General features: G+C 73.7%; 26 protein-coding genes, 1 pseudogene and 1 riboswitch. Of the genes and pseudogenes, 11 read left to right on the forward strand and 16 right to left on the reverse strand.

Going from position 1 to position 25946, the window contains the following annotated elements; all coding sequences use genetic code 11:
- Positions 1-34 precede the first annotated feature (34 nt).
- Genes RMN56_RS09825 through RMN56_RS09840 form a run of 4 tightly spaced genes read right to left on the reverse strand, consistent with a single transcriptional unit; the run spans position 35 to position 2262 of the window.
- Positions 35-637 (reverse strand): hypothetical protein, encoded by a 603-nt coding sequence (locus RMN56_RS09825; protein WP_313723522.1) that lies wholly within the window; start codon positions 635-637, stop codon positions 35-37.
- Between the two features lie 4 nt (positions 638-641).
- Complete coding sequence (locus RMN56_RS09830; protein WP_313723523.1) at positions 642-995, reverse strand: YbaB/EbfC family nucleoid-associated protein; 354 nt, start codon at positions 993-995, stop codon at positions 642-644.
- A gap of 9 nt (positions 996-1004) precedes the next feature.
- Complete coding sequence (locus tag RMN56_RS09835; RefSeq protein ID WP_313723524.1) at positions 1005-1931, reverse strand: WXG100 family type VII secretion target; 927 nt, start codon at positions 1929-1931, stop codon at positions 1005-1007.
- Positions 1932-1941: 10 nt separating this feature from the next.
- Positions 1942-2262, reverse strand: a complete 321-nt coding sequence (locus RMN56_RS09840) for a type VII secretion target (RefSeq protein WP_313723525.1) — start codon at positions 2260-2262, stop codon at positions 1942-1944.
- Between the two features lie 173 nt (positions 2263-2435).
- Between RMN56_RS09840 and RMN56_RS09845 the strand changes: the two genes are divergently transcribed.
- The 3 genes from RMN56_RS09845 (at position 2436) to RMN56_RS09855 (ending at position 4923) form a co-directional block, all read left to right on the forward strand.
- A complete protein-coding gene (locus RMN56_RS09845; protein ID WP_313723526.1) occupies positions 2436-3323 on the forward strand; it encodes an ABC transporter ATP-binding protein in 888 nt (295 codons plus the stop codon).
- Between the two features lie 9 nt (positions 3324-3332).
- Positions 3333-4070 carry an ABC transporter permease gene (locus RMN56_RS09850; RefSeq protein ID WP_313723527.1) on the forward strand — a complete coding sequence of 246 codons (738 nt, stop codon included), beginning with the start codon at positions 3333-3335 and terminating at the stop codon, positions 4068-4070.
- A 94-nt stretch (positions 4071-4164) separates the two neighbouring features.
- Complete coding sequence (locus tag RMN56_RS09855) at positions 4165-4923, forward strand: VOC family protein (RefSeq protein ID WP_313723528.1); 759 nt, start codon at positions 4165-4167, stop codon at positions 4921-4923.
- Positions 4924-4981: 58 nt separating this feature from the next.
- Here RMN56_RS09855 and RMN56_RS09860 read toward each other — a convergent pair whose 3' ends face one another.
- From RMN56_RS09860 to RMN56_RS09875, 4 genes and pseudogenes are all read right to left on the reverse strand, one after another.
- A complete protein-coding gene (locus tag RMN56_RS09860; RefSeq protein ID WP_313723529.1) occupies positions 4982-5761 on the reverse strand; it encodes an ABC transporter ATP-binding protein in 780 nt (259 codons plus the stop codon).
- Positions 5758-6846, reverse strand: coding sequence for a FecCD family ABC transporter permease (locus tag RMN56_RS09865; RefSeq protein ID WP_313724696.1), 1089 nt, complete (start codon positions 6844-6846; stop codon positions 5758-5760). Before RMN56_RS09865 ends, RMN56_RS09860 begins: the two co-directional genes overlap by 4 nt.
- 101 nt (positions 6847-6947) lie before the next feature.
- Positions 6948-7886, reverse strand: a complete 939-nt coding sequence (locus RMN56_RS09870; RefSeq protein ID WP_313723530.1) for an ABC transporter substrate-binding protein — start codon at positions 7884-7886, stop codon at positions 6948-6950.
- A 111-nt stretch (positions 7887-7997) separates the two neighbouring features.
- Positions 7998-8090, reverse strand: a riboswitch (cobalamin riboswitch).
- Between the two features lie 109 nt (positions 8091-8199).
- Positions 8200-9510, reverse strand: a pseudogene (locus tag RMN56_RS09875) (M14 family metallopeptidase); the annotation flags it as partial.
- A 206-nt stretch (positions 9511-9716) separates the two neighbouring features.
- Here RMN56_RS09875 and RMN56_RS09880 point away from each other — a divergent pair.
- Both RMN56_RS09880 and RMN56_RS09885 read left to right on the forward strand, forming a co-directional pair.
- Positions 9717-11036 carry a C39 family peptidase gene (locus RMN56_RS09880; RefSeq protein ID WP_313723531.1) on the forward strand — a complete coding sequence of 440 codons (1320 nt, stop codon included), beginning with the start codon at positions 9717-9719 and terminating at the stop codon, positions 11034-11036.
- Positions 11037-11065: 29 nt separating this feature from the next.
- Positions 11066-12406 carry a C39 family peptidase gene (locus RMN56_RS09885; protein WP_313723532.1) on the forward strand — a complete coding sequence of 447 codons (1341 nt, stop codon included), beginning with the start codon at positions 11066-11068 and terminating at the stop codon, positions 12404-12406.
- A 55-nt stretch (positions 12407-12461) separates the two neighbouring features.
- Here the strand turns inward: RMN56_RS09885 and RMN56_RS09890 are convergent, their stop codons facing one another.
- The 4 genes from RMN56_RS09890 to mqnE form a co-directional block, all read right to left on the reverse strand.
- On the reverse strand, positions 12462-12947 hold the full coding sequence (locus tag RMN56_RS09890; protein WP_313723533.1) for a hypothetical protein: 486 nt from the start codon (positions 12945-12947) through the stop codon (positions 12462-12464).
- 53 nt (positions 12948-13000) lie between these two features.
- Positions 13001-13279 carry a DUF4229 domain-containing protein gene (locus tag RMN56_RS09895; RefSeq protein ID WP_313723534.1) on the reverse strand — a complete coding sequence of 93 codons (279 nt, stop codon included), beginning with the start codon at positions 13277-13279 and terminating at the stop codon, positions 13001-13003.
- Between the two features lie 85 nt (positions 13280-13364).
- Positions 13365-13793 carry a hypothetical protein gene (locus RMN56_RS09900; RefSeq protein ID WP_313723535.1) on the reverse strand — a complete coding sequence of 143 codons (429 nt, stop codon included), beginning with the start codon at positions 13791-13793 and terminating at the stop codon, positions 13365-13367.
- Positions 13794-13803: 10 nt separating this feature from the next.
- Positions 13804-14973, reverse strand: a complete 1170-nt coding sequence (mqnE, locus tag RMN56_RS09905; protein ID WP_313723536.1) for an aminofutalosine synthase MqnE — start codon at positions 14971-14973, stop codon at positions 13804-13806.
- A gap of 239 nt (positions 14974-15212) precedes the next feature.
- Between mqnE and RMN56_RS09910 the strand changes: the two genes are divergently transcribed.
- The 4 genes from RMN56_RS09910 (at position 15213) to RMN56_RS09925 (ending at position 21141) form a co-directional block, all read left to right on the forward strand.
- Positions 15213-16820: a C40 family peptidase gene (locus RMN56_RS09910; protein WP_313723537.1), complete on the forward strand. Its 1608-nt coding sequence runs from the start codon at positions 15213-15215 to the stop codon at positions 16818-16820.
- 110 nt (positions 16821-16930) lie between these two features.
- The gene (locus RMN56_RS09915; protein ID WP_313723538.1) at positions 16931-18220 is read left to right on the forward strand and encodes a hypothetical protein; all 1290 of its coding nucleotides are present in this window, start codon (positions 16931-16933) and stop codon (positions 18218-18220) included.
- Between the two features lie 187 nt (positions 18221-18407).
- Entirely contained in the window at positions 18408-20402 is a 1995-nt protein-coding gene (locus tag RMN56_RS09920; RefSeq protein ID WP_313723539.1) for a DEAD/DEAH box helicase, read from the forward strand.
- Between the two features lie 118 nt (positions 20403-20520).
- Positions 20521-21141 (forward strand): putative glycolipid-binding domain-containing protein, encoded by a 621-nt coding sequence (locus RMN56_RS09925; protein WP_313724697.1) that lies wholly within the window; start codon positions 20521-20523, stop codon positions 21139-21141.
- Positions 21142-21145: 4 nt separating this feature from the next.
- Here RMN56_RS09925 and cds1 read toward each other — a convergent pair whose 3' ends face one another.
- Genes cds1 through RMN56_RS09940 form a run of 3 tightly spaced genes read right to left on the reverse strand, consistent with a single transcriptional unit; the run spans position 21146 to position 23595 of the window.
- On the reverse strand, positions 21146-22237 hold the full coding sequence (gene cds1, locus RMN56_RS09930) for an L-cysteine desulfhydrase Cds1 (protein WP_262283384.1): 1092 nt from the start codon (positions 22235-22237) through the stop codon (positions 21146-21148).
- A gap of 10 nt (positions 22238-22247) precedes the next feature.
- On the reverse strand, positions 22248-23090 hold the full coding sequence (locus tag RMN56_RS09935) for an SDR family NAD(P)-dependent oxidoreductase (RefSeq protein WP_313723540.1): 843 nt from the start codon (positions 23088-23090) through the stop codon (positions 22248-22250).
- A gap of 46 nt (positions 23091-23136) precedes the next feature.
- Positions 23137-23595, reverse strand: coding sequence for an Lrp/AsnC family transcriptional regulator (locus RMN56_RS09940; RefSeq protein WP_313723541.1), 459 nt, complete (start codon positions 23593-23595; stop codon positions 23137-23139).
- Positions 23596-23863: 268 nt separating this feature from the next.
- On the opposite strand from RMN56_RS09940, the gene RMN56_RS09945 reads away from it, so the two are divergent.
- On the forward strand, positions 23864-24130 hold the full coding sequence (locus tag RMN56_RS09945) for a BldC family transcriptional regulator (protein ID WP_013473529.1): 267 nt from the start codon (positions 23864-23866) through the stop codon (positions 24128-24130).
- A 53-nt stretch (positions 24131-24183) separates the two neighbouring features.
- On the opposite strand, the gene RMN56_RS09950 is transcribed toward RMN56_RS09945, so the two are convergent.
- Complete coding sequence (locus RMN56_RS09950; RefSeq protein ID WP_262283387.1) at positions 24184-24828, reverse strand: UbiX family flavin prenyltransferase; 645 nt, start codon at positions 24826-24828, stop codon at positions 24184-24186.
- 155 nt (positions 24829-24983) lie between these two features.
- Between RMN56_RS09950 and RMN56_RS09955 the strand changes: the two genes are divergently transcribed.
- Positions 24984-25943: a terpene synthase family protein gene (locus RMN56_RS09955; protein WP_313723542.1), complete on the forward strand. Its 960-nt coding sequence runs from the start codon at positions 24984-24986 to the stop codon at positions 25941-25943.
- The last annotated feature ends 3 nt before the right edge of the window (positions 25944-25946 follow it).

Raw genomic sequence — 25946 nt, forward strand, 5'->3', positions numbered from 1 at the left:
CGGCTGGCGGCCGCTGGCGGCCAACCGCGGCGGCTCAGGCGGACAGGGCGGCCGCGACGTCCCGCAGCGGGCGGCCGGACTCGGCGATCGGCACGGTGAAGGCGAGCCAGGAGCCGTCGGCGAAGTCGAGACGCAGGCGCTTCGGGTTGAGCCGGTGCCAACCCACCCGGGCCGACGCCACCTCCGCCCGCGACGCCGACCAGGCGATCCCGGTCTCCGCCGCAGACCGCTCGTCGTCCGCCCGGCTGGACAACAGCTTCATCGGCCCACTCACACAGACCAGCAGCCGCCGGTCGGTGGCCACCAGCAGGGTGTCCCGCACCGCCAGATCCGGCCCGGGCGGGCTCAGCGCGTGGCGCAGGCGGGAGGCCGCGGAGCCGGGGGCGCCGCGCCCGGCGATGCCCCAGACCACCCGGTCCACCAGCCGGTCGCCCCACGCCCAACTGACCAGCGGCGAGATCAGGTTGAGCAGCACGGCCCCGACGCTCACCCGGCCGGCGGGCGCCTCCGGCTTCGCCGCGTCCGGCGGCGGAGGTGGGGTCGCCCCGTTCGCCGCCCCCGCCTTCGCGTACGCCAGCACCCGCTCGCCCGGCTCGACGAGCTGGCCGATCCGGTCCCGGTATGCGGTCTGGTCCATCGGTTCAGTATCGGTCGTAGCCGTAGCCGTCGTCGGTGCGGCGCTCCGCGGCCGGCGCGTTGCCCATCACCTCGCCGACGATCTCCCGGACCCGGGCGGCGGCGGCCTCCTGGGCCCGGTTCGCCGCGGCGGTGAACTCCTCGGCGAGGGTGTAGGAGTCGAGGCGCATGGCGCGCGCGTTGATCTCGGTGGAGAGGATTCTGCCGTCGGCGGCCGCCGTGACGGTGACCAGGCCGGAGTCGCTCACCCCCTCGGCGCTGCTCTGCTCCAGCTCGGCCATCCGCGCGCCGAGTTCGCGCTGCCACCCGTCCAGGTTGCGGGCCAGCGCCTCGATCCGGTCCAGGGCCGGGAAGGTCATGGCTGCCTCTCAGTTCACGATCGAGTCGAAGACGTTCTGCACGCCCTTGGTGTACGGCCCCAGGTCCTCCGAGTAGGTGCCGTCCACCAGGTAGTTGCGGTCCTTGTGGCCGTCCGAGACATCGTGCAGGCCGACCCCGGTGTCGAGCAGGGCGCCGCCGATGCCGGGGATGTTCACCGGAGACGTGTGGTTGATGGCGAACTTGCCGGGGAACAGGATGGCGGACCGCTGGATCTTGAACGCGAACGCCTCCTTGGTGTAGCCGGACTTGTTCCACGCCCGGTACGCCTTCTTGGCCTTGCGCAGCTCCATCACGACCTTGCGGTAGCGGGTCAGCAGCTCGGCGACCTTCTCCAGCTTGGTGACCAGCTTGGTGAGGATCTCCGCGAACCGGGCCACGATCTTGACCATGCGGCCGACCGTGGTGGCCAGCCGGGCCAGCACCCGCACCACCGTGGCGGCCAGCGTCACGCCCGCGCTGAGCACGGCGGCCACCGCGGCGATGATCACCTCGGTCAGGAACCAGAGCAGGAACTCCAGGATCAGCTCGACCAGCAGGTTGAACGCGTCGACCGCCGCGTTCGCGGCGTCGACCAGCACCTCCTTGGTGCCGTCCAGCCCCTTGGCCAGCTCCTCGATCGCCTCCTCGACGGACTCCATCGAGGCGTGGAACTTCTCGGCCGCGTCACCGTCCCAGGCGCCGCGCAGCCGGGCCCGGTCGGCGATCTGCTCGCCGGCGATCTGCCGCACCGCCTCGCCGGTGCTGAGGGCCAGCTGGGCCGCCTTCATGAGGTCGTCGGGCTCGCCGGCGACCAACTCCAGCAACTGCTCGAACGGCCAGAGCACCGCGTTGGAGAGCGGCTTGAACGGGTCGGGCGTGCCCGACACGATCTGCTCGAAGTAGGTCTTGTTGCGCTGCAACGCCTCGGTGCTCATCGGTCGGCCCTCACGTGCCCGGGGTGAACATGTCGGTGGTCGCCACGTCGGTGCCGGTGTAGGCGTCGGCGGTGTCGCTGATCCCCTCGGCGATGTCGGCCATCACCTCGGCGCCGTCCTCCAGACCCTGCAGGCACGCCTCGAACTGCTCGGCGTACGCGGCGGCGAGGCCGAACGACGCGGGCATGATGCCGAAGGCGTGCCGGGGCACGTGCCCGTCGTGGAAGATCCGGCGCAGCTCGCGGAAACGGCCGGCCCGGTCCCGGGACGCGGCGGCGAAGGCGGTCAGCGCCTCCGGCTGGACCTCGAGGTTCCTGCTCGGACTCGTCACGGACCCTCCCCAGTGTCCAGTCGACAGACACCCGTCGCCGGCGCGGCCGGACAACGGGATTACCACAGTAGGCGATCCGCGCCCCTCCGCGTGGGGCAGTACGACTCGCGCCGGCACGGTACACAGGTGTAGGCACGCCCCGCCCGGTGCCCCAACCCCTGAGGAGCCCGACCATGATCCTGGCCCGCGCCGACCAGGTCAGCCGCCGCTACGGCGAGGTGCTGGCACTGGACCGGGTCGACCTGACCGTCCGCGCCGGGGAGCTGGTGGGCCTGCTCGGGCCGAACGGGGCCGGCAAGAGCACCCTGCTCAACCTGCTGGTCGGGCTGCGCCGCCCCACCTCCGGCCGGGTCGAGCTGCTCGGCGGCGACCCGCGCGACCCGGCGAGCCGGCGGCAACTCGGGGTGACCCCGCAGGAGACCGGCCTGCCCGGCACGCTGCGGGTCGGCGAGGTGGTCGACTTCGTCTCCGCGCACTTCCCCGACCCGGTGCCCCGGGGCGAGCTGCTCGACCGGTTCGGCCTCAGCGACCAGGTGCGCCGGCAGACCGGCGGCCTGTCGGGCGGCCAGCGCCGCCGGCTGGCCGTGGCGCTCGCCTTCGTCGGCCGGCCCCGCCTCGTGATCCTCGACGAGCCCACCACCGGGCTGGACGTGGAGGCCCGGCGCACCCTGTGGGAGGCGGTCCGGGCCTTCCACGCCGAGGGCGGCACGGTCCTGCTGAGCAGCCACTACCTGGAGGAGGTGGAGGCGCTGGCGGAGCGGGTGGTGGTGATCGGGCACGGGCGCGTCCTCGCCGACGACTCGGTGGCGGCGATCCGTGACATCGTCGGCGTACGCCGGGTCAGCCTGGTCGCCGACGACCTGCCGCCGCTGCCCGGCGTGGTGGCCACCGAGCACACCGAGGGGCGCACCCACCTGCTCACCACCGACGCCGACCAGCTCGTCCGGGACCTGGTCACCGCCGGCGTGGCGTTCCGCGACCTCGAGGTCCGACCCACCTCCCTGGAGGAGGCGTTCCTCACCCTGACCGCCGGCGACCGGCCCGCACCCACCCCCGCCTAGGAGACCTCCGTGCCGCTCGCCCTGGTCCACGCCCGCTACCAGCTCCTGGAGATCATCCGGATCCCGGTGGCGGTGGTCGGCAGCGCCTTCTTCCCCGCCGCCGCCATGCTCTTCTTCGTGGTGCCGTTCGCCGGTGACGACGCCGCCGGCGCCACCTACGCCACCGCCGCCATGGTCACCTTCGCGGTGATGAGCGCCAACATCTTCCAGTACGGCATCGGCGTGGCCGAGGACCGCGACCAGCCCTGGAACCCGTACACGCGGACCCTCCCGGCCGGTCCCGGGCCGCGCCTGGCCGGACGGATCCTGGCCGGCCTGGTGCTGACCTACTTCTCGATGATCCCGGTGGTGGTGATCGCCGCGGTCGCCACCGCGGCGCGGGTGACGCCGGCGCAGTTCCTGCTCGGCCTCGCCGCCGTCGCGGTGATCTCGGTGCCGTTCACCCTGCTCGGGTTGTCCATCGGCTACTCGCTGCCGAGCAAGGCGGCCATCGTCGTGGCCCAGGTGATCTTCTTCCCGCTGGCGTTCGGCGGCGGCCTGCTCTCCGGCCCGGACGACGCGCCCGGATTCATCCAGGCGATCGCCCCCTACCTGCCGACCCGGGGCGCGGTCGAGCTGATGTGGGCGGCCGTCACCGACTGGCGGCCCGACCCCCGGGCCCTGGTGATGCTGGTCGTCTGGGTGGTGGCGCTCGCGGCGGTCGCCGGGTGGGCGTACCGGCGGGATGAGGGACGCCGCTTCACCTGACCTTTTGTCCCAATCCGGCCCGGTGGCCGGTGGGACGGTGCCACGATGCCGGCAGGGCGTGCCAGCGGGGCCGCTCTCGGCGAGAGGGGTCAGCGTGGACGGCGTGGAGCCCGGCACGCCCTGCTGGGCCGACCTGGCCACGCCCGGGTTGGACGACGCCAAGCGGTTCTACCCGGAGCTGTTCGGCTGGACCGGCCGGGTGTCGGCGGAGCCGGGCGCGGGTGGCTACACCATGTTCCTCAAGGACGGCCGGGCCGTCGCCGGAGCCGGGCCGCCCGCCGCACCGGACCAGGTGCCGGTCTGGTCGACGTACGTGGCCACCGACGACGCGGACCTGGTCGCCACCCGGGTGGAGGCGGCCGGCGGCCAGGTGGTGGTCTCTCCGTTCGACGTCTTCGAGCAGGGCCGGATGGCGGTCCTCGCCGACCCCGCCGGTGCGGTGTTCAGCGTGTGGCAGCCGATGGCGATGCGCGGGGCGGAGCTGTTCAACGCCCCCGGCTCGATGTGCTGGAACGAGCTGGTCACGCCCGATCCCGAACGGGCGAAGGACTTCTACGCGCTGGTCTTCGGCTGGCACCCCGAGGAGCAGTCGTCCGGCCCGGTCACCTACACGGGGTGGCGGTGCGGCGCCCGGATCGTCGCCGGCATGATGCCGCAGCTGGAACCGCTGCCCGAGGACCTGCCGGCGTACTGGACGGTCTACTTCGCGGTCGAGGACGCGGATGCCACGGCGGCCCGCGCCGCCGAGCTGGGCGGCACCATCCTCGTCCCGCCCCGGGACAACCCGGCCGGCCGCGGCGCCGCGCTCCGCGACCCCCAGGGGGCGCTCTTCTCGGTCACGGCGCTCCGCTGACCCGGTGTTAGGAGGGGGCCCCTCCTCTACCGGAGGCGTTAAGAGGGGGCCCTTCCTTTCAGCGGGGGCGGACGGGGACCACCAGGGGGCCGTGGTCGCCGGGGATTACCCGGATGTTGGCGCGGTAGTGGCGGGCCAGCAGGGCCTCGGTGAGGACCTCCTGCGGCGGGCCGGCCGCGGCGACCCGGCCGTCGGCGAGCAGGACGAGGCGGTCGGCGTACTCGCCGGCGATGGAGAGGTCGTGCATGGTGGCGAGCACGGTCAGGTCGTGCTCCTGGCGGAGCTGGTCGACCAGTTCCAGCACCTCCTGCTGGTGGCCGATGTCCAGCGCGCTGGTCGGCTCGTCGAGCAGCAGCAGGGTGGCGCCCTGGGCCAGCGCCCGGGCCAGGAAGACCCGCTGCCGCTCGCCACCGGAGAGGGTGGCCAGCTCGCGGCGCCCGAACGCGCCCAGGTCGAGCCGGTCCAGCACCTCGTGCACGGCCGCCAGGTCGGCGGCGGACTCCCGACCCAGCGCCGGGATGTACGGGGTGCGCCCCAGCAGCACGTAGTCGAGGACCGACATGCCGGCCGGCACCACCGGGGACTGCGCCACGGTGGCCACCACCCGGGCCCGGTCGCGGCGGCGGAGGGAGTTGATCGGCGTACCGAAGAGGGAGACCGCGCCCGGCGCGGGCAGCAGGCCGCCGACGGCGCGCAGCAGGGTCGACTTCCCGGCGCCGTTCGGGCCGATCACGGTGACCCACTCGCCCACCGCGACCGTGAGGTCCACGCCGGCCAGGATCGGCGTGCCCCCCAGGGCGACCCGCAGGTCGCGCAGCTCCACGGCGGGCGCGCTCATGTCAGCACCCGGCGGGCGGTGCGCAGGACGAGCACGAAGAACGGGCCGCCGAGCAGCGCGGTGACCACGCCGATCGGGACCTCGGCGGGCGCGGCGGCGGTCCGGGCGACCACGTCGGTCAGCGCCAGGAACGCCCCGCCGAACAGCATCGACAGCGGCAGGATCACCCGGTAGCTCGACCCGGCGAGCAGCCGTACGGTGTGCGGCACGATGATGCCGACGAAGCCGATCAGGCCGGAGGCGGACACGGCGGCGGCGGTGCCCAGCGAGGCGGCGGCGATCAGCAGGTAGCGGGAGCGCTGCGGGTGCAGCCCGAGGCTGGCGGCCTCGTCGTCGCCGACGGAGAGCACGTCCAGCTCGCGGCGGTGCAGCAGCACCACCACGGCGGTGAGCACGAAGTAGGGCAGGACCAGCCGGACGTCGTGCCAGCCGGCGGTGGCCAGCCTGCCGAGCAGCCAGGAGTAGACCTGCTGGATGCTCTCGGAATGCCGTTGCAGCAGGTACGTCTGCCCGGCGGAGAGGAACGCCGAGACCGCCACCCCGGCCAGGATCAGCGTGGCCGGTGACCGGGACCGGCCGCCCGCCGCACCGAGCCCGTACGTCATGGCGACCGCGCCGAGCGACCCGACGAACGCGGCGAGCGGGATGGTGACCGGCATCCCGGTGATCGCCCCGCCCGCTCCGGCGCCCAGCGTGATGACCGCGGTCACCGCGAGCCCGGCGCCGGCCGCCACGCCCAGCAGGTACGGGTCCGCGAGGGGATTGCGGAAGACACCCTGGTAGCAGCCGCCGGCCAGGGCGAGCAGGGCGCCGACGAGGAGGCCGAGCACGACCCGGGGCAGCCGCAGCTCGGTGATGATGGCGACCTCCCGCTCGGTGAGCCCGCTGTCCAGGTGCACCCCGGGCAGCAGGTTGAGCAGTTCGGCGGCGACGCTGCCCGGCGGCAGGCTGACCGGGCCGAGCGAGACGCCGGCCACGAGCGCCACCAGCACCGCGGCGAGGCCGACGAGCAGCCAGCGGGTGCGCAGCCCGGCCGGCCGGACGGTCGCACCCGCTGCGGCCGCCCGCCTCCCGTCCCGGGTCACGGGGGTACCCGGGTCGTCCCTGCCGGGCGCCCCGGCGGGCCGGGGCGCCTGGGGCGTCCTGGCCGGCCGGGACGCGTTGTCCGCCGGTCGCACGGTCACCGTCAGGCCGGAACCTTGGCGGTGGCGTCGACGATCACCTTGAGCAGGTCGACCACGCGCGGGCCCCACCGGGAGGCGATGTCGTCGTCCAGCGCCACGATCTGGTTGTTCTTCACCGCGGTGACGCCGGCCCAGCCGCTGCGGGCCTTGACGGTCTCCGCAGTCTGCTTGCAGCACTTGGTGTCGGCCAGGAAGACGAAGTCGGGGTTCGCCTTGACGATGACCTCCTGGGAGAGCTGCGGGTAGCCGCCGTTCTTTCCGTCGGCGTCCGCCGGGTCGGCGATGTTCTGCAGCCCGGCGAGGGCGTAGATCGAGCCGATGAAGGTCTTGCTGGTCGCGCTGTACAGCTCCGGGCCCAGCTCGTGGTAGTAGGTGAGCTTCTTCGCCCGCTGCGGCAGGTCCTTGGTGATGGCGGCGACGTCGTCCTTCATCTTCTTCGTGACGGCGTCCGCCTCGGCCGGGTGGCCGGTGAGCTTCCCCAGGTCGGTGATCTGCTGGTAGGTGTCGTCCAGGGTGGTCGCGGCCGGGGTGAGCAGCACCGGGATCTTCAGCGCGGTGAGCTGGTCGACGATCTTGTTGGTGTCGTTGGCGAGCACCACCAGGTCGGGGCTCCGGCCGACGATCGCCTCGGCGTTCGGCTGGTAGCCGGAGAGGTCGCTCTTCGGCGCCTCCGGCGGGTAGTTCGACTGGTCGTCGACGGCGGTGACCTGCTTGCCGGCGCCGACGGCGAAGAGCATCTCGGTCGCCGAGGGCGACAGCGAGACGATCTTCTCGGGGCGCTTCTCCAGGGTCAGCTTGCCGACGGTGACCGGGAAGGCGGCCGCCGCCGAGCTGCCGCCGGCCGCGGGGGTGTCGTTCGAGGTCTTCTCGGCGCAGCCGCCGAGGAGCAGCGCGCCGACCGCGAGGGCGGCGGCGAAGAGCCGGGGGGTACGTCTGGACATCGGTCCTCCTGTCGGTCGAGGATTGTGGTGCTTCGCCGACAGGGACCTGGGCGGGCCCGTCCGCGAGGCGCCCTTCCTCGAGAGCGCGTGTCGCGACCGTGCCGCAGGCGACCTGGCTCGTCCCCCCACAGGTGTCGGCGCCGGCCGGGCCGACGCCGTGTGCGGGGCATCACAGTTGCGGGACAGCGCCGGTTTCGCACCGACTTCGCTGCGGGGTGGTCGGTGCCACCGTAGCGCATGACCAGCGGAGATCGTCCGGACGGGAGGCGCGGTGGGACGCCGGCAACTCGGGCCCCACCGCGCCTCGTGGTCAGCAGTACTGGCTCTGTTTCCCGATCGCCCGGTACGGGCAGTCGGCGTACTCGGAGAGCAGCAGCACGGCCTCCCGGTTGCGCGAGGTCTGGGCGGGGATCACCTCGTCGGGCGGGTAGAAGCCGCCCCCGGAGGCCGACCCGGGATACATCTCGAAGGTGTACGCCCAGATCTTGTGGGTCCCCCACATCCAGTCGATGCTGGTGCCGTCGGCGATGTAGAGGTCGCTGGACTGTTCCGGGGTGTAGCCGTTGCTGGACGCCATCTGCCGCCCGATGGCGGCGAAGGTGTTGTACTGGTCGGCGTTCATCCCCGTGGCGGTGTTGCTGTACGTGTAGCCGTACGGCCAGAGCACCAGCTGCGAGTAGGTGTGGAAGTCGATGTTCGCTTTGATCTGCTGGACCCCGCCGACGACCCGGCTGTTGACGAAGCTGCGCAGCGCGGTGGTCTCCGGGGCGGAGAAGGCGGATGGGCCACGGTAGGTCTCCGACGAGGTCGAGCCGGACGAGCCGCCGCAGCAGCCCCACTGGTAGGACCAGTTCCGGTTCAGGTCGGTGCCGACGGCCGTCGAGCCGCTGTTCGGCTGCCTGTTCTTCCGCCAGGAGCGGTAGGAGCCGGTGGCGATGTCGTACTCGCTGCCGTCCGGGTTGACGGTGGGGACGATCCAGATCTCGCGGGAGTTGACGAGGTTGGTGATCCGGGAGTCGCTGCCGTAGTTGTCGGTGAAGAGGTTGAGCAGGTAGATCGCCATCTCGACGGTCAGGTGCTCGCGGGCGTGCTGCTGGGCGTTGAAGAGGAGCTCCGGTTCGCTCTCGTCGGTGCCGACGTTGTCGGAGATCTTCACGGCCATGAGGTCCCGGCCCTGGTAGGACCGCCCGATGCTGAGCTTGCGGGCGATGGCCGGGTGGTCGGCGACCACCGTGTTCACCACCGCGGTCAACTCGGCGTAGTCGTGGTAGTTGGAGTCCGCGGGTGGGAAGGCGTACGCGACGGCGCCGGCGGCCGGGGCCGGGGCCGGGGCGACGTCCTTCTCCAGCCGGAAGCCGAGCCGGGTGATCGCGGCGGCCTCCGCGGCGGTGGCCGTGACGTGCAGCACCCCGTGTTCGGAGTGGTCGATCGCCGCGCCGGTGCGGGCGACGGCGCTCCGGTCGGCGAGCGTGCGCGGGCCGAGCACCCGGTAGGCGACGGCGGCCGGTTCGCCGTCCGGTGCGGGCCGGGCGGCGGCCGGGCCGCTGAGCGCGGCCACGAGGGTCAGGCCGACGGCGGCGGCGAGGGCCAGCCGGCGGCGGAGCGGGGACGTGCGGAGGGCCATGGACAACCTCCTCGGGGTACGGGCGATCCCGTTGTCCGCACACTTCACCAGGAGTCACATGGTCATATCAACATTCATCACTATCCCCCTCCATCCCGACCGCATCCTTCCGCCGGCAATGATTTTCCATGCCTGAACCTCTGGCGAAACTTCCCTCCAGGCGCGACAGTGAACGGCAACGATGCGGTTCACCTGGAGGAGCTGCCATGGACCGGACATCCCTGCGCACGGCCACCCTGGCCGGCGCCACCACACTCGCCCTCCTCGGCACCACCGCGCCGGCCGGCGCGACCACGACCGTCGCCCACGACGAGCAGATCACCTGGCAGGGCTGGTCCGGCCCGGCGTGGTCGACCGGGACCGCGGCCGGCACCGCCGGCACCGCCGCCGGCCTGACCCTGACCACCCCGGTCGGCACCATCCTCTACAAGGACCCGCACAGCAACACCCGGCGCACCTGGGCGTACGGGACGTGGACCTCGCCGCTCACCCAGGTCGGGTTCTCCGCCACCGAGCTGGTCACCTCGTGGAACGCGGACACCCCGGCCGGCACGTGGGTCCAGGTCGAACTCCAGGGCACCTACACGAGCGGCACCCGCACCCCCTGGTACGTCATGGGTCGCTGGGCCTCCGGCGACGGCGACATCCGGCGGACGAGCGTCGACCGGCAGGGCGACAAGACCTCCAGCGTCCTCACCGACACGTTCAGCGTCACCAACCCGGCCGCCGGCGTGCTGCTGCGGGCGTACCAGCTTCGGGTGACGCTCTACCGGGACCCGGCGTCGACCGTCACGCCGGTGCTGCGGTCCGTCGGCGCCATGAGCTCGAACGTGCCGGACCGGTTCACCGTCACACCGAGCGCCGGGCACATCGCCTGGGGCACCGAGCTGGCCGTGCCGCGCTACTCCCAGAACATCCACGCCGGCCAGTACCCGGAGTACGGCGGCGGCGGCGAGGCGTGGTGCTCGCCCACCTCCACCGAGATGGTCGTCGAGTACTGGGGCCGCGAGCCCTCCCCGGCCGACACGTCCTGGGTGGACCCCGGCTACGCCGATCCGACGGTCGACCACGCAGCTCGGATGGCCTACGACTGGCAGTACGGCGGCACCGGCAACTGGCCGTTCAACACCGCGTACGCGGCCAGCTTCCCCGGCCTGGAGGCCAAGGTGACCCGGCTGCACTCGCTGGACGAGCTGGAGCACTTCATCGCCGCCGGCATCCCCGTGGTGACCAGCCAGTCCTTCCTCGCCAGCGAGCTGGACGGGGCGGGCTACGGCACGGCGGGGCACCTCATGGTGGTGGTCGGCTTCACCGCCACCGGCGACGTGATCGCCAACGACCCGGCCTCGCCCAGCGACGCCGCCGTCCGGCACGTCTACCGACGCGACCAGTTCGAGCAGATCTGGCTGCGTACCCGGCGGACCACCGGGGGCGGCGGTACCGGCAGCGGCTCCGGCGGCGTCGTCTACCTGATCAAACCGACCGAGGTGGCCTGGCCCTCCGTGGCCGGTTCCACCAACTGGTGACCCATCCCTTCCCACCCAACGGAGTACCCATGGTCAGACCAGCCCTGCGCGCGGTCGCCCTCGTCGGCGCCGCCGCGCTCGCCCTCGTCGGTGTGACGGCGCCCGCCCACGCCGACAACAACCTGCCCGCCGTCGCGCACGACGAGCAGATCACCTTCCAGGAGTGGTCCACGTACCCCGACTGGCGCGGCGGCACCCACCAGGGCACGTCCGCCATCCCGGGGCACCGCACCGGCATCACCATCGGCGAGCCGACCGGCACCACCGAGTTCACCGACGAGCACACCGGCACGACCCGGACCTGGGAGTACGCGACCTGGACCTCGCCCCAGCGGACGGTCGGCTTCGACGCCACCGAACTGGTCGCCTCCTGGAACGCGGCGACCCCGGCCGGGACCTGGATCCAGGTCGAACTGCAGGGCACCTACAACACCGGAGCGCAGTCCGACTGGTACGTGATGGGCCGCTGGGCCTCCGGCGACCAGGACATCAAGCGGTCCACGCTCGACGGTCAGGGCGACGACTGGTCCAGCATCTGGACCGACACCTTCTCGATCGATGACGCCCAGGCCGGGGTGCTGCTGCGGTCGTACCAGCTCCGGCTGACCCTCTACCGCGCGCCGGGGCAGACCGCCTCGCCGCGGGTCTGGATGCTCGGCGCGATGAGCTCCAACGTGCCGGACCGGTTCACCGTCACCCCGAGCAAGGGCGGGATCGCCTGGGGCCGGGAGCTGGCCGTGCCGCGCTACTCGCAGAACATCCACGTCGGCCAGTACCCCGAGTACGACAACGGCGGGGAAGCCTGGTGCTCCCCCACCTCGACGGAGATGGTCGTTGAGTACTGGGGCCGCAAGCCGTCGGCTGAGGACATCGCCTGGGTCGACCCGAGCTACGCAGACCCGACCGTCGACCACGCCGCCCGGATGACCTACGACTACGAGTACGAGGGCGCCGGCAACTGGCCGTTCAACACCGCGTACGCGGCCAGCTTCCCCGGCCTGGACGCCCGGGTCACCCGGATGCACTCCCTCGACGAGGTGGAACGCTTCATCAAGGCCGGCATCCCGGTGATCACGTCGCAGTCCTTCCTGGCCAGCGAGCTGGACGGGGCGAACTACGGCACCTCCGGGCACCTGTTCGTGATCGTCGGCTTCACGGCCGACGGTGACGTGATCGTCAACGACCCCGCCTCGTCGTCCGACGACGTGGTGCGCAACGTCTACAAGCGGGAGCAGTTCGAGCAGATCTGGCTGCGCACCAAGCGCTACCGGGCGAACGGCACCGTGGCCTCCGGCTCCGGCGGCGTCGCGTACCTGATCAAGCCGACCAACAAGGCCTGGCCGGTCGTGCCCGGCTCGACCAACTGGTGAAACGGCCGGGCCCGGCGCGTTCTCCGTTCGGGGATCGCGCCGGGCCCGGGTCTGGTCAGGCGGACGGGGCGAACGAGGCCGGCGGGGCGGTGGGCTCCGTCGCCCGGCGGCGGTTCCGGATCGCCCGCACGATGATCCACACCCAGGCGACCAGGGCGGCCACACCGGCCACGGTGAGCCCGGTGACCAGCAGGTAGGTCGAGCCGCCGGCGGTGGAGAAGACGCCCTTCCGGGCACCGGAGTCGAGCGCCGGGGCGGTGGCTCCCGCGGTCAGCTCGTCCGGCGCGTCGTAGAGGATCACGTCGGCGCGCTGGGCGCCGCCCTCGGTGGCGACGAAGGTCCCGTGCCACTCGCAGTTACGCCGGCCGCATTCCTCGTTCACCGCGGTGAAGGTGCCCGGCGTGCCGCCACCGTTCTTCGCCTCCCAGGCCGGGGCGAGATCGGTGACGCTCAGCATAAGTCCGATGGCGGCGATGACCGGCAGGCCGATCCAGACGAAGACCTTCGTCCGCCACCCGTAGATCGTGTTCAGGAAACTCACGGCGGCAGACCCTAGCGGTCGGGGCGCGATCCCGCTGCCCCGTTCCCGGCGGCTCAGTTCTCCCGGCGCTCGTCCGTGCGCTCGCCCTGGTCGTCCCCGGCCAGGGCGGAGCGCAGCCGCTCCTTCTCCGCGCGGCGCCGCTCCGCCGCCTCGGACATCTCGCCGGCCATCTCGTCCCGCCAGCCGCGGAGCAGGAAGAACGACAGCGCCGCGGAGAAGACCAGCGCCAGCATCAGCCGCAGGAACATGTTCATCTCGACGAACCAGAGAGCCGCCAGCACGCCGACGAACAGCCCGATCCGGCCCAGCGTGTACTTGACCGCCGCGCTCACTGCGACGCCTCAGTTCGCGACTGCGGGGCTCGCAAACCCGGCTCACTCCTCGCGCTCACGCCCGCACTTCCTTCTCTCTCACGCCTCAGCCCGTCCGCCGGGCCAGCCAGTGCACGCCATGAAACCAGACCACCGCGTAGACCACCGTGAACACCGCCGCGGCCAGCGCGCCGGAGAACAGTGCCGGCAGCCCGGCGGCGAGGCCGGCCGCCAGCAGACCGGCGAAGACGCCGAGCGCGATCCCGGCCAGCGCCGCGAGCACCCTGGACGCGCCGAACTCCCAGGCCCGGAAGTCGTCCCAGAACAGCCAGAGCGGCAGGATCACCGCCAGCCAGCCGTTGGTCCGCCCGAACCGGCCCGCGCCCATGGTGGCGAAGGCCCACTCGAAGAGCACCAGCGCCAGCACCCCGATGACCAGCCCGGCGAGACTCACCCCGAGCAGGTCACCCAGGGTGAGGATGCGCCCCTCGGCGTCCCGCCGGGGGAAGGTGCGCTGCTGCTCCTCGGTGCTCATCGGCGTGCCGTCAGGCCCAGACCTGCTGCGGCTCGGCGCGGCGCTCGGCCAGCGACGGGGCCGCGTCGTACTCGCGGACGATCTCGTAGCGGGTGTTCCGCTCGACCGGGCGGAAGCCCGCGTCCCAGATCAGGTTCAGCAGGTCCTCGCGGTGCATGGTGTTCGGCGTGCCGTACGAGTCGGCGTCGTGCGTGATCTTGTATTCCACGACCGAGCCGTCCAGGTCGTCGACACCGAAGTTCAGCGAGAGCTGCGCCACCGAGAGGCCGTGCATCACCCAGAAGTTCTTCAGGTGCGGCACGTTGTCGAAGAGCAGCCGGGAGACGGCGAACGTCTTCAGCGACTCGGCCGGCGAGGCCATCGTGGTGCGTGCCTGGATCTTGTTGCGGATCTTGCCGTCCGCCGAGTCCACGAAGTCGTGCTGGTAGCGCAGCGGGATGAAGACCGCGAAGCCGCCGGTCTCGTCCTGCAGCTCGCGCAGCCGCAGCACGTGGTCGACCCGGTGCCGGGGCTCCTCGATGTGGCCGTACAGCATCGTCGCCGGGGTCTGCATGCCCTTGCTGTGCGCCAGGGCGTGGATCCGCGACCAGTCCTCCCAGTGGCAGGCGTGGTCGACGATGTGCTGCCGGACCTCCCAGTCGAAGATCTCCGCGCCGCCACCGGTCAGCGACTCCAGGCCGGCGTCCATCAGCTCGTCGAGGATCTCGTCGGCGCTCAGGCCGCTGATCTTCTCGAACCACTGCACCTCGGTCGCGGTGAAGCACTTGAGCTTGACGTTCGGCAGCGCCGCCTTCAGCTCGCGCAGCACCTTGGGGTAGTAGCGCCAGGGCAGGGTCGGGTGCAGGCCGTTGACGATGTGCAGCTCGGTGAGCTGCTCGTCCTCCATCTCCTTGGCCTTGCGGACCGCCTCGTCGATGCGCATCGTGTAGGCGTCCTTCTCACCCGGCTTGCGCTGGAACGAGCAGTACGCGCACGAGGCGGAGCAGACGTTCGTCAGGTTGAGGTGCCGGTTGACGTTGAACATCACCCGGTCACCGTTCATCTCGGTGCGCTTGTGGTGGGCCAGTCGCCCCAGCCAGGCGAGGTCGTCGCTCTCGTAGAGGGCGATGCCGTCCGCGCGGGTGAGCCGCTCCCCCGCGTAGACCTTCGCTTCGAGCTCGCGCTTGAGTCCGGCGTCCATCGAAAGCCACGTCCCTTCCACCTGCGGTCCCGGTCGAGCGTACGTCGCGCGCCCGACGACCCGGCGACCCGGTCAACCGCAGCGACCGACTTCACCGGACTCCCGGCTGACCGTCACCCTCCGCACATCGACATACCTGCGTTGGTGAGGTAAGACAGGATGGGGCGGAACACACACCGGTACCGTCCTGGCCCAGCGCGCCCACCTCGCGCGGAAGGCACCAGATGACGGGGAGCGGAATGGTCGAGAGCACCCAGGGCCGATACCGACGAAACCGGATTCCGGTGATCTCGCCGGTGCTGCGCCCGGCGCTCTGGTCCGCCCTGCTCGGGGCGGTCGCCGCCGCGGCGCTGGCCACCCCGGCCTGGGCCGACCCGCTGCCCGACACCGTCCCCGACACCGGCTCCCGTCCCCGGGCCGCCGGCACCCTCCAACTTCCCACCGTGCCCGGCGCCGTCCCGGGCGCGCCCGGCACGGTCACCGGCCTGCCCGGCACGGTTACCGGCGTGCCCGGCGCCACTCCGGGCCTCCCCGGCGTCACACCGACCGGTGTCACCAACCCCGCCGACGGCCCGCTGATCGCCCAGATCAACCAGGTCGACACGCAGGTCGCCCAGCTCGGCGACACCCTGCTCAACATCAAGGGCGAGCGGGACACCGCGCGGGCCGACCTGGCGCTGGCCGCCGCCCGGCTGAAGGAGGCCCAGGAAGCGCTCGTCCGGGCCCAGGAGAACGCGAAGACCGCCGCCGCCGACGCCGTCAAGGCCGACGCCGCGCTGCCGCCCGGCGAGTTCGGGGCCAGCCTGCGCGACCTCGCCAACCTCCAGCGCATCACCCGGGGCGACAAGGCCGAGGGCGCCACCACCGCGGTCACCGGCGAGCTGACCCGGGCCACCGCCGCCGAACAGGTCGCCCGCCAGGCGCACGACTCGGCCGAGCGGCGCGCCGCCGAGAAGACCGCGGAGTACACCCGGGTCGAGGCCGACCTGCACAAGCAGGAAGCCACGCTGCTCAAGCTGCGCCGCGACAACGCCGCCAAGCTGCGGGAGATCGAGCGCCGCGAGGACGCCGCCGAGCAGCAGATCGGCAGCTCGTACGTCGTCAACCAGAGCGTCAGCGGGCGGGTCGCCGACCCGCGGGCGCTGGCCGCGGTGCGCTACGCCCTCGCCCAGCTCGGCGACCCCTACCTCTGGGCGGCCGAGGGGCCGGACCGGTTCGACTGCTCCGGTCTGGTGCTCGCCTCCTACCAGGCGGCCGGCTACCACGGCCTGCCCCGCGTCTCCCGGGACCAGTACTACGCCACCCGGTCCCGCACGGTCGACCCCAACGCTCTCCTCCCCGGCGACCTGCTCTTCTTCGCCTCGGGCAGCAGCTGGACGAGCATCCATCACGTCACCATGTACATCGGCAACGGCAAGATGGTCGAGGCCCCGCGGACCGGCGACGTCGTCAAGATCTCCGTGGTCCGGTGGTCCCGGCTCTACGCGGCCACCCGGGTGATCGGCGCGGTCCCCGCCCCGGCCACCCCGCCGCCGGCCCCGACGCCGCCGACCACCCCGCCGAAGCCCAGCCCGACGCCGAAGCCGACCAAGACGGCCACGCCGAAGCCGACGCCCAAGCCGACGAAGACGGCCACGCCGAAGCCGACGCCGAGCACGTCGAGCCCGACGCCCACCCCGTCGACCCCGTCGACCTCGCCGACCACCCCGCCGCCGACCACCCCGCCGCCGACGACGCCGCCGCCGAGCCCGTCCGATTCGCCCACCTCGGCGCCGAGCAGCACCGCCGCCGCGCCGACCGACAGCGCGGCCGGGAGCACCTCGGCGAGCGCGAGCGCCACCGACTGACCCAACCATCCGCTCCGGCTGTGCTCTCGGGCCGGAATGTGGCACGGTGAGATCCAGGCACGCCCGACCGGCGCCACGGTCGGGGGCGAGCGTGGGCGCGGAGGGGCGAGATGGGCGAGCAGGACGTTCCGGCGGAGACGGTCCACCCCGGATCCGCGCCCGAGGCCGCCGACGACCGGCCGGCCGACCCCGCGGAGGAGCGGCCGGGCCAGGACGCCCCGGTGGCCGTCGCCCGGGCCCGGGTGAGCGTCGCCGGCGCCGCGGCGCCGCCGCAGGCCGAGGAGCTGCCGGGCGCGCCGGCCAGCGCCACCACGTACCGGGCGGGCGGCCCGGCGGAGTCGGTCCCGGCGCTCGACCGGCGCCAGCCCGGTGCCTCCGTCGCGCCGTCGTCGACCTGGTCCGCCTTCGCCGCCGCCGAACGCCCCGGGACGCAGGCGTCCGTGCCCGCGCAGCCGCCGGCCGCGAAGACCGCCGTCCCCGCTCAGGCGCAGGCCAGGGCCAGCGCGTCGGTCCCCGGGCTGACCCGGGCCTCGGCCGACGAGGTCGCCGCCGCGGTCGCCGGGACGCCCGGCGGCGCCAAGGTCTACCGGGCCGGGCCGGTCAATCCCGAACCGCCGGAGCCGGCCCAGCCGCCGGAGCCGGCCCAGCCCCCGACGCCGCCCGTGCCGGAGCCCGAGCCGGCGCCGACGCCCGTACCGGGTCCGAACCCGCCCTCCCCGGCGCCGCCCGGGCCGGCGCCGGAGCCCCCGTTCCGCCCGGCGCCACCGGTGCCCGCACCGCCGCCGGGCCCGACCCCGCCGGGACCGGTGCCCCCCGTGCCGGGGCCGCCGGTGCCACCGCCGGGACCGCCGGTGCCGCCGCCTCCGTCGCCACCCGGCCCGATGCCCGCGCCGCCGTTCCCGCCGCCGCCCGCCATGGCCGGCGTACCGGGGCCGACGCCGCTCGCGGGCGCCGGGCAGTCGGACGTGCCCGCCGCGCCGTGGGCCGCCGCGCCACCGCCGCCCACCGCGCCACCGGTGGTGCCCGCCCCGGCCCTCCCGGCCTGGCCGCCGTCGACCGGAGCCACCGAATACGGGTCCCCGGCCGCCGGCCGCACCCCCGGGCCGACCGCTCCGGTGGGCGGTCCCGCCGGCAGCGTGTACGGCGGCGGCACCGAGGGGCCGGGCTTCGCCACGGTCTCCTTCCCGCAGGGCAACCCGCTGGAGAACTCCGGCTCGCTGACCGGGCACATCCTGGCCCAGGGCTGGACCGAGGACGCCCCGGCGACCCGGTCGAGCAACACCAAGGTCGTGATCGTCCTGGCCGGCGCGCTGGCGCTGCTGGTCGCGATCAGCCTGGTGGTGGTCTTCCTGGCCAACGACGCGCTCAGCGGGATCACCGGCGCCACGCTGACCAGGTGATCGGGGTGAGCCCGCCCACTACGTACTCGTGGTGCGGTGGCGGGTTCGCCACACCGCCGTACACTTGTGGAGATCACTGACCTGGCGCGCCCGTTGCGCGCCCATGGGCGATCTTGCGGGCGAATCGGCGGCGTCACGAAGCCGCGGCGGGCCATCGCGAAGATGCGCCCCGCTCGAAAGGCATTTCTTGACCACGTTCGCTGCCACCGGCACGTCCCCGTCCGCCGACCCCACCGTCGACACCCCTGACTTCGCCGCCCTCGGCCTGCCCCGCCCGCTGGTCGAGGCGCTCGCCCGGCAGGGCATCACCACCCCGTTCGAGATCCAGCGGGCCACCGTGCCGGACGCCCTCGCCGGGCGTGACGTGCTCGGCCGCGGCCAGACCGGCTCGGGCAAGACCCTCGCCTTCGGCCTGCCGGTGATCGCCCGCCTCGCGGAGCGGAACCGGGCCCGGCCGCTGCACCCGCGCGCCCTGGTCCTGGTGCCGACCCGCGAGCTGGCCATGCAGGTCAACGACGCGCTGGTGCCGCTCGGCAAGGCGGTCGGCATCTTCCTGAAGACCGCCGTCGGCGGTGTCCCGTACGACCGGCAGATCGACGCGCTGCGCCGCGGCGTGGAGATCGTCGTGGCCACCCCCGGGCGGCTCGGCGACCTGATCGAGCGGGGCGTCTGCAAGCTCGACGACGTCGAGATCACCGTGCTGGACGAGGCCGACCAGATGGCCGACATGGGCTTCCTGCCCGAGGTCACCCAGCTGCTGGCGAAGACGCCGGCGGACGCCCAGCGGCTGCTCTTCTCGGCCACTCTGGACAACGACGTCGACAGCCTGGTCAAGCGGTTCATGACCGACCCGGTCACCCACTCGACCGCGCCGGCGACCGCGGCCGTGTCCACCATGGACCACCACCTGCTGCTGATCCCGCCGCACGACAAGTTCGCCGTGACGGCGTCCATCGCGGCCCGCGAGGGCCGCACCATGCTCTTCGCGCGTACCCAGCTCGGCGTCGACCGGCTGGTCGAGCAGCTCACCGCCGTCGGCGTGCGGGCCGGCGGCCTGCACGGCGGCAAGACCCAGCGGATGCGCACCCGCACCCTGGCCGAGTTCCGCGAGGGACGGATGAACGTGCTGGTCGCCACCGACGTGGCGGCCCGCGGCATCCACGTCGACGGCGTGACGCTGGTGCTGCACGTGGACCCGCCCAAGGACCCGAAGGACTACCTGCACCGGGCGGGTCGCACCGCGCGGGCCGGTGAGTCCGGCGCGGTGGCGACGCTGGTGCTGCCGAAGCAGCGCCGGACCACGCTCGCCATGCTGGAGAAGGCGGGCGTCGAGCCGGCCGAAGCCCGGGTCCGCGCCGGTGATGCGGCGCTGGCCGAGCTGACGGGCGCCCGCGAGCCCAGCGGCGTGCCGGTCCGCGAGGAGCCGGAACCCCGCCGGGGCGGCCCGCGCCGCTTCGGCGACCGGGACGGGCGCGGCGAGCGGCGCTTCGGTGACCGGCCGACCGGCCGTGGCTTCGACCGGGGCGAGCGCCGCCACGACGACCGCCCGGCCGGCGGCCGCGGCTACGACCGGCCCTCCGGCGAGCGGCGCTTCGACCGCGACGACCGGGGCTTCGGCGAGCGGCGCCAGGCCGACCGGGGCGGATTCGACCGGGACGCGCGCGGCGACCGGCGCTTCGGCGACCGCGACGAGCGCGGCTCCGGCCGGCCCTCGGGCGACCGCCACTTCGCCGAGCGGGCCGGGCGCGACCAGCACCGGCCGACCGGCGCCGGTCGCGGCTACGACCGGGACGCGCGCGGCGACCGGCGGCACGACGACCGACCCACCGGCGGGCGCACCTACGGCGACCGACCCAGCGGCGGCTACGGCGACCGGGACGGCGCGCGCCGCTACGGCGACCGGCCGACCGGCGGCTACGGCGACCGACCCACCGGCGGTGGTTACGGCGACCGGGACGGCGCTCGGACCAACGGCGACCGGCCCACCGGCGCGCGCGGCCACGGCGACCACGGCCGCCGCTACGAGGACCGCCCGCAGGGCGAGCGGCGCTTCGGCGAGCGGGGCGAGTTCCGCCCGGCCGAGCGCCGGGGCGGCTTCCGGCCGGAGGCCCGGGGCCGGGAGGACCGGCCGCGCGACGACCGGCGCGGCTTCGGCGGCCGTGCGCCGGCCCGCACCCACTGACCGGAGCCACTCCGCAACACCCACGCGAACGCCGCCGTCGAGCCACCGCTCGGCGGCGGCGTTCGCGCATCCGCTGCCGGTGTCCGCCGGGTCGCGTAACGTCCGGTTCATGCCGACCATGCCGAAGTCGCTGTTCTGGACCCGGACCGACACCGCCGGCTCGGAGCACGTGGTGCTCGACGACCGGCAGGGGCTGACCGCGCAGGGCGTGGCGCTGGCCGTCGACCCCATCCCGTACACCTGCCGCTACCAGCTCACGGTGGGCGCGGACTGGTCGACCAACCGGCTGGAGGTCACCGCGGAGGGCGCGGGCTGGTCGCGGAGCGTACGCCTGGAACGGGGCGGGGACGGGTGGCGGGTGCGCACCGGCGAGGAGGGTGACCTGGACGCGGCGTTGCGCGCGGCCGGGCATCCGCCGGCCGGGCTGCCGGGCACCGACGACCCGGGCCGGCTGGACGAGGCGCTCGACGTCGACCTGGGCGGCTCACCGCTGACCAACACCCTGCCGGTCCGCCGGCTCGACCTGGGTCGGGCCCCGGCCGACCAGCCGCGCACCGTGACCGTCGCGTGGGTGCTGCTGCCCGGCCTGGCGGTCCTTCCCGCCGAGCAGGTCTACAGCTCGCTCGGCCCGGGCCGGGTCCGCTACGTCAGCGACTCCTTCACCGCCGACCTGGACGTGGACCAGGAGGGTTACGTGGTGCGTTACCCGGGGCTGGCGGAGCGGATCGACCCGCGCTGACGGCTCAGGCCGGCCAGGCCCCGGTGGCCAGGAAACGGTCGATGGTGGCCAGGTGCGGGGCGAGGTCGAGGCCCTGCGCGGCCACCCACCCGTCGTCGTAGTAGGTGTGCGCGTAGCGGTCGCCCGGGTCGCAGATCAGGGTGACCACCGAGCCGGTCCGGCCGGCGGCCAGCAGCTCCGCGATCAGCGCGAAGGCGCCCCACAGGTTGGTGCCGGTGGAGCCGCCCACCCGGCGGCCGAGCACCGCCGACCCGGCCCGCATGGCGGCCAGCGACGCGGCGTCCGGCACCTGCATCATCCGGTCCACCACGCTGGGCAGGAAGGACGCCTCGACGCAGGGCCGGCCGATGCCCTCGATCCGGGAGCCCTTGTCGGTGCGGACCGACCAGTCGCCGGCCTGCCACGCCGGGTAGAACGCGGAGTTCTCCGGGTCGACCACGCAGAGCTTCGTGGGCAGCCGGCGGTAGCGGGCGTACCGGCCGATGGTCGCGCTCGTGCCGCCGGTGCCGGCGCCCACCACGATCCAGGCCGGCACGGGGTGCCGTTCCAGGGCGAGCTGCGCGTAGATCGACTCGGCGATGTTGTTGTTGCCCCGCCAGTCGGTGGCCCGCTCGGCGTAGGTGAACTGGTCCATGTAGTGCCCGCCGCTGTCCTCGGCGAGCCAGCGCGCCTCGATGACCACCTTGGCCGGGTCCCGCACCAGGTGGCAGCGGCCGCCCTGGAACTCGATCTGGGCGATCTTCTCGGGCGAGGTGGTGGCGGGCATGACCGCGATGAACGGCAACCCGAGCATCCGCGCGAAGTACGCCTCGGAGACCGCGGTCGAGCCGGACGACGCCTCGACGACGGTGGTCTCCGGGCCGATCCAGCCGTTGCAGAGCCCGTACAGGAAGAGCGACCGGGCCAGCCGGTGCTTGAGCGAGCCGGTCGGGTGCACCGACTCGTCCTTGAGATAGAGGTCGATGCCCCACTCCCGGGGCAGCGGGAAGGGCAGGAGGTGGGTGTCGGCGGAGCGGTTGGCGTCCGCCTCGACCGTGGCGATGGCCTCGGTCACCCAGCTCCGGCTGGCCTCGTCACACCGGTCGAGATGAGTCACGCCGGCAACGTTACAAGCGCGGCCCGCTCGCCTCGGGACCCGCCCGGCGCGCCTGCCGGCGCTGGCCGGCCCGGCCGGCGGCCCGGACCACCGGGGTGAGGGCCAGGGCGAGCCGGGGGAAGGCGTCCAGGAGCCGCACCTGGGCGCCGCGCCAGCGCGGCAGGCTGACCACCGGCCGGGGCCGCCGGGCCAGCCGCACGGCCCGCGCGGCCACCCGCTCCGGGGTGAGCAGCGACCCGGTGAAGGACGCCAGGGCCCCCGGGTCGTCGAGCTTGTCGTGCAGCATCGGCGTCCAGATCCCGTCCGGGCAGAGGCACGACACGTGTACGCCCCGGACGCCGGCCATCCGCAGGTCGGCGAGGGTGCCGAGGCTGAACGCCAGCAGGGCGTGCTTGCTGGCCGCGTAGACGGTCTCGCCGGGTGCGGCGATCAGCCCGGCCAGCGAGACGACGTTGAGCACGTGGCCGTGGCCCTGCGCCCGCATCACGGTCAGGGCCGCGTGGGTGCCGTTCATCGCGCCCAGCGCGTTCACCTCGACGAGCCGCCGCCGGGTCGTCGCGTCGTGCGTCCAGGACGGCCCGGTGGCCAGGATGCCGGCGTTGTTGACCCAGAGCGCGAGCCCACCCGGCGCACCGGCCGCCTCGGCGGCCACCGTCGCGCAGGCCGCCTCGTCGCGGACGTCGAGCGGGCGGGACCAGCCACCGAGGGGTGCCGCCGCGGTGGCCACGACGTCGGCGTCCAGATCGGTGAGCAGCACCCGCCAGCCGTCGGCGTGCAGCGCGGCGGCGATCGCCCGGCCGAGGCCGCCGGCCGCCCCGGTCACCACGGCGGCGCCCCGCCCCGGAGTCGTCATCGGCGCACGGTAGCGCCCCCGGGGCGGCCGGGACCAGAGCGAGCGGTCAGGAGGCGGCGGATTCGAGCGGCTGGGGCCGGTTCTCCCACTTGGTCGACAGGGCGATGCCGGTGCGGGTGGAGGCCACCCCGGCGGTCCGGTTCAGCCGGACGATCAGCTGCTCCAGCTCGGCGATGGTGCCCACCCGGGCCTTCAGCAGGAACGATTCGACGCCGGCCATGAAATAGCAGGACTCGATCTCCGGGATCTGCCGGAACGCCTCCAGCACGTCGTCGGTGTCCGCGGTCGAGTCTTCCACGATGCCGATCAGCGCCGTGACGCCGAGCCCGATCGCCTCCGGTTCCACCTCGGCCCGGTACGCGCGGATGACGCCGCTCGACTCCAGCTTGCCGACTCGTTCATGCACGGCCGGGGCGGAGAGGCCGACCTGGCGGGCCAGTTCGGCGTACGACAGTCGGGCGTTGCCCCGCAACAGCTCCACGAGGCTCAGGTCGATCGCGTCCACGGACAGTGACCCTATCCTTTCGGGCGTAACGCCAGACACCGGGCATCAGTTGAACATGACGTCGCGTTGCCATTCACAAACGTGCCGTCACGGGGGTTCTGCGCCGGTAGCATTTACTAACTTCTCACTGTGTGCGTTTTTCGCGTTTGGCGGACACGCCAGGTCGCTGGTGCTGTAATTGCCATACGTCCCTCATGACGGCTCTGGGCTCGCACCGGCCGGGGGCAGTGTGTTCAGCCGGGGGCTTCGTCGACGCGAGGAGGGGGCTGTGGACACTGGAGATCGCCTGCTGACACCGGGTGAGGTCGCCGCGCTGTTTCGGGTTGACCCGAAGACCGTCACCAGATGGGCAGCGGCCGGCCGGATCGGCAGCATCCGGACTCCAGGCGGGCATCGCCGGTTTCGGGAATCCGAGGTGCGGGCCCTGCTTGAGGGGGAGGGCATGCTGGACGAGGCGGAGGACATGGGCAAGGCACGCAACATGGGTCCGACCGCCTCGACCGGCCCAGGGCCGGCGAACGCCGGAATGTACTGAGGCGACACCGATCGGGGCGCGGTCCGGCTCGGTCCGCGTCCCGATCCGCGCCGTCATGCCGGGTCCACGTCCCGGCGGGCGGCGGCCAGCTCCCCGGACCAGCGGCGGAACAGCGTGTGCGGCACGCCGAGCGCGTCCAGCACCTTCCCGGCCACGAAGTCGACAAGTTGCTGGGCGGAGGCCGCCGCCCCGGCGCCGTAGAAGCCGGGGCTCGCCGGCAGGACCACCGCGCCGGCGTCGTGCAGCGCGATGAGGTGCTCCAGGTGGCTGCGGGTCACCGGCGTCTCCCGGGGGACCACCACCACGGGCCGCCGCTCCTTGAGGTTCACCTCGGCGGCGCGCTGCAACAGGTCCTTGGACAGCCCGATGGCGATGCCGGCGCAGGCCGCCGTGCTGGCGGGGACGACCGCCATGCCGCGTACCCGGTAGGAGCCGCTGCTCGGGCCGGCGGCCAGGTCACCGGCCGGCCAGTGCCGTAGGTCCGCGTCGGCGAGATCGCGGCCCAGCCAGGCGGCCAGGTCCTCGGCCCAGTGACCGTCGCGGAACGCCCGGCCGGTCTCGTCGAGGATGGTCAGCCGGGCGGCCCGGGAGACGATGAGGTCCACCGCCTGGCCGGCGTCGAGCAGGCCGCGGACGACCGCGGCCGCGTACGGCGTGCCGGAGGCGCCGGAGACGCCGACCACCCATGGTTCGCGCATGCCGTCCAGACTGCCTGGTCGACCCGGAGGCCGGGCGCCCACCCCGGCAGTGTCCCGCTTGTCCGCGACCAGCGGCGTTGTCCGGCGGGTCGGCGGGCGTGCCGGGAACGTGGGATTCTTCCCTCGGCGATCCACGTCCATGGAAGGGATCGGTGATGACGGCGGCGGTGCTGCGGGCGTTGCGGTCCGACTTTCCGATCGCGCCCCGGCTCTCCCCGCACGCCGACGGTGTGCAGGAGTGGCTCGTCGGCCAGCTCGACCGGCTCGGCCTGCCGCTGGATCCGGCCATGCGGGAGCGGTTGGCCCGGGCCGGCTTCGCGCGCTACGCCGGCCGCCTCTACCCGGAGGCCAGCGAGCCCGACCTGCGGGCACTGGCCGCCCTGTTCACGTGGTTCTTTCTGGTGGACGACGCCTGCGAGGGGCCGGACCGGCTCGCTCCGGCGCAGATCCGGGCGCTGCGCGACGGGGCGCTCGCCCTGCTCCGGGAGGGTCCCCGGGCCCGCCATCCCGGCTTCTCCGGCCCGCTGCGCCGGCTGCTGGTCCAGGCGTGGCGGGAGCCGCGGCGCCGGATGCCGGCCCGCTGGCGGTTGCGCTTCGCCGACGCCGTGGCCGACCACCTCGACGGCGCCTGGCGGGAGGCGGTCGCCACCGTCGCCGGGCGGCAGCCGGGCGTCGCCGAGTACGTGCAGCTGCGCCGGGCCACCTCGGCCGCGTACGTGTCGTACCCCTTGATCGAGTTCGCCGCCGGGCGGCCGCTGCCGGACGCGGTCTACCACCATCCCGCGTTGCGCCGGCTCGCCGACCTCGCCAACGACCTGCTGTCCTGGTACAACGACCTGGCCTCGCTGGAGCGCGACCGGGCCGGCGCCGGCGGCCACAACCTGGTGCTGGCGGTGGCCGCCGAGGAGGGCGTGCCGGTGCCGGCCGCGGTGGACGTGGTCGCCGAGCGCTGGCGCGCCGAGATGGCCCGCTTCGTGGCGCTGCGCGCCGCGGTGCCGTCGTTCGGGCCGGCGCTGGACGAGGCGGTCACCGCCCACCTCGACGGGCTGGCCAACGCGGTCCGCGGCACGATCGACTGGACGATGGAGAGCGCCCGCTACCCCGTGGCCGGGTGACGC

It is taken from the genome of Micromonospora halotolerans (assembly GCF_032108445.1).
GTDB lineage: Bacteria > Actinomycetota > Actinomycetes > Mycobacteriales > Micromonosporaceae > Micromonospora > Micromonospora halotolerans.